The 7,377-nt window shown below is 63.0% G+C and carries 6 protein-coding genes; 2 read left to right on the top strand and 4 right to left on the bottom strand.

The window, feature by feature from the left end:
• Window positions 1-86: 86 nt before the first annotated feature.
• The 4 genes from HX873_RS09955 to HX873_RS09970 are packed head-to-tail and all read right to left on the bottom strand — an operon-like array spanning window position 87 to window position 5,187.
• Window positions 87-1,643: an ABC transporter substrate-binding protein gene (locus tag HX873_RS09955; protein ID WP_003216988.1), complete on the bottom strand. Its 1,557-nt coding sequence runs from the start codon at window positions 1,641-1,643 to the stop codon at window positions 87-89.
• 4 nt (window positions 1,644-1,647) lie between these two features.
• Window positions 1,648-2,856: an LLM class flavin-dependent oxidoreductase gene (locus tag HX873_RS09960; RefSeq protein ID WP_177122630.1), complete on the bottom strand. Its 1,209-nt coding sequence runs from the start codon at window positions 2,854-2,856 to the stop codon at window positions 1,648-1,650.
• Between the two features lie 13 nt (window positions 2,857-2,869).
• Window positions 2,870-4,096, bottom strand: coding sequence for a S9 family peptidase (locus HX873_RS09965; RefSeq protein WP_177122631.1), 1,227 nt, complete (start codon window positions 4,094-4,096; stop codon window positions 2,870-2,872).
• 14 nt (window positions 4,097-4,110) lie between these two features.
• On the bottom strand, window positions 4,111-5,187 hold the full coding sequence (locus HX873_RS09970) for an ABC transporter substrate-binding protein (protein ID WP_008430964.1): 1,077 nt from the start codon (window positions 5,185-5,187) through the stop codon (window positions 4,111-4,113).
• A gap of 402 nt (window positions 5,188-5,589) precedes the next feature.
• On the opposite strand from HX873_RS09970, the gene HX873_RS09975 reads away from it, so the two are divergent.
• Together HX873_RS09975 and HX873_RS09980 are read left to right on the top strand one after the other, a co-directional pair.
• Window positions 5,590-6,666 carry a sigma-54-dependent Fis family transcriptional regulator gene (locus tag HX873_RS09975; RefSeq protein WP_003216996.1) on the top strand — a complete coding sequence of 359 codons (1,077 nt, stop codon included), beginning with the start codon at window positions 5,590-5,592 and terminating at the stop codon, window positions 6,664-6,666.
• A 48-nt stretch (window positions 6,667-6,714) separates the two neighbouring features.
• Window positions 6,715-7,326, top strand: coding sequence for an LpxA family transferase (locus HX873_RS09980; protein WP_087693858.1), 612 nt, complete (start codon window positions 6,715-6,717; stop codon window positions 7,324-7,326).
• Window positions 7,327-7,377 lie beyond the last annotated feature (51 nt).

The raw sequence follows: 7,377 nt of genomic DNA on the forward strand, positions 1-7,377 counted from the left end.
GCGATGAGGCCCTTGGGCCCTGCGCCGGGCGACCGGACGCCATCGCCGGCAAGCCGGCTCCTGCAGGGCGATGCGGTGTAAGTGGGTCAGGCCGTGTCTTTGAGCCAGAGCTTTTCAAAGCGCCAGGTGCTGAACAGCGACTCTTCCGACTGCGCCCCGCCGACGCGGGTGGAAACGCTGTCGAGCAAGTCGGCGTAGCCCCAGATCAGCATCCCGCCGCGCTCGTACTGGATCTGCTGGACCTGATGCACCAGGGCCTTGCGTTTTTCCAGGTCGGGCTGGGCCATGGCGGCCAGGAACAGCTCGCTGAATTGCGGGTCGTTGAAGTGGGTCTTGTTGGACACCGCAAACGGCGCGTCGGTATGGATCGCACTGGCCAGGAACGGCGCGCCGATGCTGCCGCCGGTGCTCAGGGGCCAGTCGTTTTTCAACGGGCCCTGGAAAGTCGCCAGGTCCACCTGCTTGACCTTCAGGGTCACGCCAATGCGCTTGGCCTGCTCGGCCAGCACCAGCGCCGAACTCAAGCCAGGCCCCGGAGTGGTGATCAATTCCACCTCGAGGTTTTCCTGGCCGGCGTCCTTGAGCAGTTGCGCCGCCCGTTGCGGGTCGTAGGGGCGTGGCCCGAGGTCGTGGTTGAAGGTCGGGTCGCTGGGCGCATACAGGTCATTGGCCACCCGGCCCTGGCCATTCAACGCGCGGCGCACCAGTTCTTCGCGGTCGGCCATCAGGCGAAACGCTTCGCGCACCCGTGGGTCGTTGAACGGCGGCTTGTCGAGGTTCATGTCGAACGACAGCCAGTTACCGGTCACCGAGGTGATCACCTTCAGGCGCGGGTCCTTTTGCAGGATCGGCAACTGCTCGGTGGGCATCACGTTGGCCATGTCGATTTGCCCGGAACGCAGGGCGGCCAGGCGCGAGACCTGATCCTTGAAGTCGATGATCTCCAGCTCATCGGCGTAGGGCTTGCCGTCCTTGTAGTAGTTCTCGAAGCGGGTAAACAGTGAGCGTTGGCCGGGGGTGAAGCTTTTGAGCTTGTAGGGGCCGGCGCCCACCGGGTTGGTGACCGGGTGGTAGTCCACCGGCACGATGCCGCCGAAATTGACCCAGGTTTCTGCCAGCGGCATGTAGCTACGTCCCTCCCGGAAGCTCAGGCGCACGGTGCGGTTGTCGAGCTTGACCAGGTTGTCGCGGTCCACCCAGTGCAGCAGCGCCGCGTAGGGCGAGGCCAGCTGCGGGTCGGTGAGGCGGCGGATCGAGAAGATCAGGTCGTCGGCGTCGATGGTCTTGCCGTTGTGGAATTCCAGGCCGGGGCGCAGGCGCAGGGTCCAACTGCTGGCGTCGGCATTCGGCTCCGCGAACTCGGCCAGAGCCAGGCGCGGCTGCATCTGCTCGTCCCATTCCCAGAGCTTGCTGTACAACGCAAAGCCGCGAACGATGCCGCTGCCAATGGGTTTGTGGGCATCGAGGTTGCCGCTCTGGTTGCCGTCGAGAATCCCCAGGCGCAGGCGCCCGCCGTAGCGGGGTTGATCGTTGCCGGTGACGTTTTTGGGCGTGTCAGCGGGGCCGCAACCGGCCAGCAGCAAGCCGCCGCCCACGGTCACGCTGTAGCCGAGAAAGTCCCGACGGCTAAGCAGTAGGCTCATGGCATCAGACTCCGGCCGGGCCGTTGGCGGAGCGCAGTTCCAGCACCGGCTCCTGGGGACGACTCAACTCGGCGCGTTCACTGCGAAAGTGCGGCAGGATGTGCTCGCCGAGGCGGTAGGCTTCTTCCAGGTGCGGATAGCCGGCGAGGAAGAACAGGTCGATGCCGATGCTGTTGTACTCGCGAATCCGCGCCACCACGTTCTCGTAGCTGCCCACCAGCGCACAGCCCGGTGGAATACCGATGTAGCCAAAACCGGTCCATACATTGGGGTGGATGAAGAAGTCATCGAAGCCCTGGGTCTCGGTTTTTTCGCTGAAGCCGTGCTCGTAGCTGAGCTTGCGCGCCGTACGCAACCCGGCGTGGGCCGCCACGGCCTTGACCGCGCCGCGGGCGATGCCTTCGTCGAAGAAGCGTTTGGCTTCGGTGCGGGCCAGTTCTTCGGTTTCCCGGGTGATCACGTCAATCGACAGGCCGAAGCGAATGTCAGTGCGGCCCCACTTCAGCGCGCGTTCGCGCAGGTCGGCGATCAGGGCGGCGATTTCGTCCGGGTGTTCGGCGCGCATCAGGTAGAAGTCGGCATGCTTGGCGGCAAACTCCCGGGCGGCGATGGATGAGCCGGCGGTGCAGATCAGCGGCAGCTTGGCCTTCTTCAATGGCCCGCGCAGGCCACCACCATCGGCCTTGTAGAACTTGCCGTCGTAGTGGAAGGACTCGTTGTGCCAGAAGCCCTTGACCACGTCCATGAATTCGGTGGCGCGTTCGTAGCGTTCATCGTGGTCGCTGAAGTCGCCGACCTGGCGCTGGATCACGTCCGAGCCGCCGTTGATGATGTTCCACACCAGGCGGTTGCCGGTGGCCCGCTGGTAGGTCGCCGCCTGCTGCACCGCCACCCACGGGGTGTAGTGGTAAGGCTGGAAGGCGGTGACGAATTGCAGGGTACGGGTTTCCCGGGCCAGCAGCGCGCAGACGGTCCACGGTTCTTCGCCGGTGGGCGCGTTGACCATCAGTGCGCCGCCAAAGCCGTTGATCTCCGCAGCCCTGGCGATTTGCCCGAGGTAGTCGATGTAGGTGAAATGATCACCGACACTGAAGCCCGACACCGCGCCGGTGCTGGGCCCGCTGCGATGCCAGTCGCCCCGGTTGCGCGGGTCGCCGGGCAGGAACTGGGTTTCGCCGTGCAAGGGCAGGCGGGTAAAGAATTCGATGCTCATGCAAGCCTCCTGCTTATTGCGCGGTGGGGGCGCAGATCGGGGTGATCGGCTGGTCGTTGATGACTTTGTGGGCAAACGGGATCGAGTCCTTGAGCGATGCATTGACCGTGGCACTGTGGCCCAGGCCTTTGTACAGGTGGCCTTCGACGATGGAGCCAGCCTTGCAGGCGTCCTGCATCAGCTTGACCTGGGTCGCGGCGGCCGGCGTGGTGTCTTCGGCGCCGGTGCCGATGAAAATCGGCTTCGAGGTTTTCAGCGTCGGGTAAGACACCTGCGCCAGCCACGGCGCGAGTTGCTTGCCCTTGTAGTCTTTCTTGGTGTTGGCGATGCTCAGGCCGAGGCCTTCGACATCGCCTTCGAGGGCGAACAGGCAACTGGTACGGGCCTGCTCGAAAATCGGCAGGGCCTTGTCGGTATAGAAGTCGGCGGGGTTGATGCTCGGGTCGTATTGCTGGGCGGCGAGCAACGTGTAGAAGCCGTAGGCCAGGGTGGGATCGACCTTGTTGCGCACCTCCTCGCTGGGGTTCTTCGCGTAGTCGAGGGTGTAGATCACGCCGGTGCCGATGCTGCCTTTCACTCCCAGGTCCGGAGCGTAGGTGGCGGCATAGGCGGCTGCGGCGAAGGCGCCGGCACCGCCCTGGGACTGGCCGACGATCAGTACTTTGTCGGCCAGCCCGGGTACGCCGGCCACCACGGCCTTGGCGGCGTCGAGAATCCCGTAGGCGGCCATGCGGCTGTTCAGCAACGGATGCCCACCGGGTACGCCGAGGCCCTGGTAGTCGGTGGCGACGACGGCAAAGCCTTCGGCCAGCCAGCGATTGAGGTAGGCCACGTCACGGTAGGAGCGACCTTGCCACGACGGCGCACACACATCCGCCACGCCCACGGTGCCATGGCCCCAGCTCGCCACTGGCCAACCACCGGCAGGCGGCGTGCCTTTGGGCAGGAACAACGCGCCGGACACCACGATCGGTGTCTTGTTATCGATGCCGTCGGTGGAGGTGTACAGGATGCGTTGGGCGCTGGCGGCATTGGCCAGGCTCAGGGTGTTGTCCAGCGGCTCGCTGCGCAGCAGTTTGCCGGGAACGGCCGGGATGGCTTTTCCCCAGGTGTAGAAAGCCGAGACGCGGCCATCACCTTGCAGCGGGTCAGGTTTGGGGGCGTAGGTGTCGGCAGCAAACACGCTCATGGACAGGGCCAGGACGCTGAGGCCGAAGGCAAAGGAGTGCGGCAGTTTCATGCTCAATTTCCCTATTACGGATTGGTGCTGACCTGGCCACGCAGGGCCGGCCAGTAGTCGGTGAGTTTCAGGTCGATCAGGGCCTGGTTGGTAAAGCCGGTGGCCAGTGACGGGCCGATGTCGTAGGTGTCGCGAATCAGGTGATTGGCCAGGGCGTAGGTGGTGAGGGCCTGGTAATGAGCCTTGAGTTGCTGGTCGCTTTTTGGCGCCCAGCGATCCTTCCAGGCCACCGGGTCGTTCTGGTCGTCGCGACGCAGCACGCTCTCGGCGGTGCCGGCGCGGGATGACAGTTGGTAATAGGCGTCCTGGTTCTGTGGCTGGGAAATCCACCACGCAGCTTTCACCCAGGCGGTGGCGAGCAATTGGGTGATATCCGGGTGCTGCTGTACGAAGGTCTCGGTGCCCCACAGGTCGGAGACCAGCCGCCAGTCGTTGCTGCCTTGCTTGGTCGACCAGATGATCTTGCCCACGCCTTTGTCTTCCAGGGCATAGGCCTCGCTGAGCAACACTGCTGCGTCGACCTTGCCGGCAGACACAGCCGCGGCGCCGACTTGCGGGTTGAGGTTGGCAATCTTGAAATCGTCGAGCTTCAGGCCCTTGCTGGCCAGGAAGTTGCTGAAGGCGAACTCCCATGGCCGACCGCGATGCAGCGCCAGGCGCTTGCCCTTGAGGTCTTCGATGGTGTTCGCGGCGGAGCCTTCCGGTACCACCAGGTAAATATTGTTGCCGCTGCCACCGGGCACGATCAGCTTGCCTGGTACGCCACCGGCGCCGGCAATTACCGAGGGCAGGTCACCGCGTACGGCGAAGTCCAGGCTGTTGTTGCTGAAGCCTTCGTTGATCTGCGGCCCGGCGCCGGCATGGGGCAGGGCGATCCACTCCAGCTTGACCCCGCGCTCACGCAGTTGCGCTTGGAGCCAGCCGTCTTCGATAACGCGCCCGGCGATGCCGCCGAACACCGGTTTGCCGCCCTGGGTGTAGGCGACGATCGCGATCTTCACCGACGCCGGTGGCGCCTGTTCGGCCAGCACGCCGGTGCTGACCAGCACAGCGAACATGGTGGCGATGCTGTTGCGCCAGAATCTTTTCATTGGGATCTCCCTGCTAAGTGATCGCGACCCCCTGTAGGAGCCGGCTTGTCGGCGAAAGCGTCCGTTTAGTCGGTGCAAGGCTTTAGGGCCTCTTCGCTGGCAAGCCAGCTCCTACAGGGCAGGTGGCGTTGAGAGGGAGAGAGCAGATTGCATGCCATCAGCTGAAAAACGCGCTGCACACCTTGTAGGACGTGGCTTTGCGGATTTTCGAAGGGCTGCCTGGCAACGGCTTGGTGTTGATCTGCACACACGCAGGTGCTGGCTGATTGCTGCTCCAGCAGCAGACGAGGTGCGATGTGTTGGCATATTCGTTTTGGGAATATATAAATATTAATTAATAATTAAATGGTATAGAAAACTTCATGCACTATTGACACGCGCTTTTACTGCCAGGAATGCACCATGTCGCTGATCACCCATCCCAATGCCCGTGAATTGACCAAGTCGGTGCGCGCCACCGTGCTGGTCTTCAAGGACCCGCGCTCACAGGAATTGCTGGCGCGTATCGAGCGCCTGGCCCCCAGTGAGGCCAACACCTTGATCATCGGCGAGACCGGCACCGGCAAGGAATTGGTCGCGCGGCATATCCATCACCTGAGCCGTCGCGGGCGTGAACCGTTTGTGGCGGTGAACTGCGGCGCCTTCGCCGAAACCCTGGTGGAAAGTGAGTTGTTCGGCCACGAGAAAGGCGCATTCACCGGCGCCACCACCCACAAGGCCGGCTGGTTCGAAGCGGCCAACGGCGGCACGCTGTTTCTGGATGAGATCGGCGATTTGCCGTTGAACATGCAGGTCAAATTATTGCGGGTGTTGCAGGAGCGAGAAGTGGTGCGCCTGGGCTCGCGCACACCGATTCCGATCAACGTACGGCTGGTGGCGGCCACCAACGTCAACCTCGCCGACGCGGTGGTGGCGGGGCATTTTCGTGAGGATTTGTTCTACCGCCTGCACGTCGCCACCATCCGCCTGCCGCCCCTGCGGGAACGGCCCGGCGACATCCTGCCGCTGGCGGAATTTTTTCTTGAAGAGCACTGCCAGCGCCTCGGCTACAACCGCGCGTCACTGAGCATCGATGCCGAGCGCAAGCTGCTGGAACACAGCTGGCCGGGGAATATTCGCGAGCTGGAAAACGCCATTCACCATGCGTTGCTGGTGTGCCGCAATCAACTGGTGCAGCCGCCGGATTTGCACCTGGTGGACATGCGTTCTTCCGGCATTCGCCAGGACGAGGCGAACCAGGCCGCGCCTGCGATCACTGGGCCGGTGAGCCTGGAGGCGGCGCTCACTGCGTTGTTCGAACAGAACATTCCGGACCTCTACGAGCACATCGAAGAGACGATCTTTCGCGCGGCCTATCGCTATTGCCATGGCAACCAGTTGCAGACCGGGCGCCTGCTGAATATCAGCCGCAACATCGTGCGGGCGCGGCTGGAGAAGATCGGCGAGTTGGGCAAACCGGTGCTGCTCGACGGGCAGTGACGGGGGTGTTAGCGTTTCGGGCTTCTCTGATCTGTAGAGGGCTCGACGTTGATTCGACTGACCGATTACATCGCTGATTTTTCCCGTTCGCCGCTGGCACCCTGGGTGGATCTTGCGCCGTGGGAGTTGGTGACCCAGGCGCCGGAAATCGTTCGCAAATTGCTGGCGGGGCTTTCTGATGATGACTATGAGATTCATGACGAGATTGCCGTGCACCGTACTGCGGTCGTGGAGGCGGGCGCTGTTTTGAAAGCGCCGCTGATCATCGGCGCCCACTGTTTTATCGCTGCCGGTGCCTACCTTCGCGGCGGTTGCTGGGTGGATGAATATTGCATCTTCGGACCGGGTGCCGAGCTCAAGACGTCCTTTGTCTTCAGCGGCAGCAAGTTGGCGCATTTCAACTTTGTCGGTGATTCGGTATTGGGCCGCGGGGTTAACCTGGAAGCCGGCAGTATCGTGGCCAACTACCGGAACGAGCGTGACGACAAGGAAGTGCAGGTGCGCATTGACGGGCAGTTGCAGCGCACCGGCTGTGACAAGTTTGGCGCGCTGCTTGGGGATCAGTCGCGGGTTGGAGCCAATGGTGTGTTGGCACCGGGAGCGGTGCTTGCGGCGGGTAGTGTGGTTAGGCGTGGGGAGGTTTTCGATTGTGAGGGGTAGGGGGTTTTTGGTGTACATATCCGTTAGTTGAGTAACGGCTGCTTATGGTTT

This window comes from Pseudomonas sp. P7758, assembly GCF_013386485.1.
In the GTDB taxonomy this organism is placed as follows: domain Bacteria; phylum Pseudomonadota; class Gammaproteobacteria; order Pseudomonadales; family Pseudomonadaceae; genus Aquipseudomonas.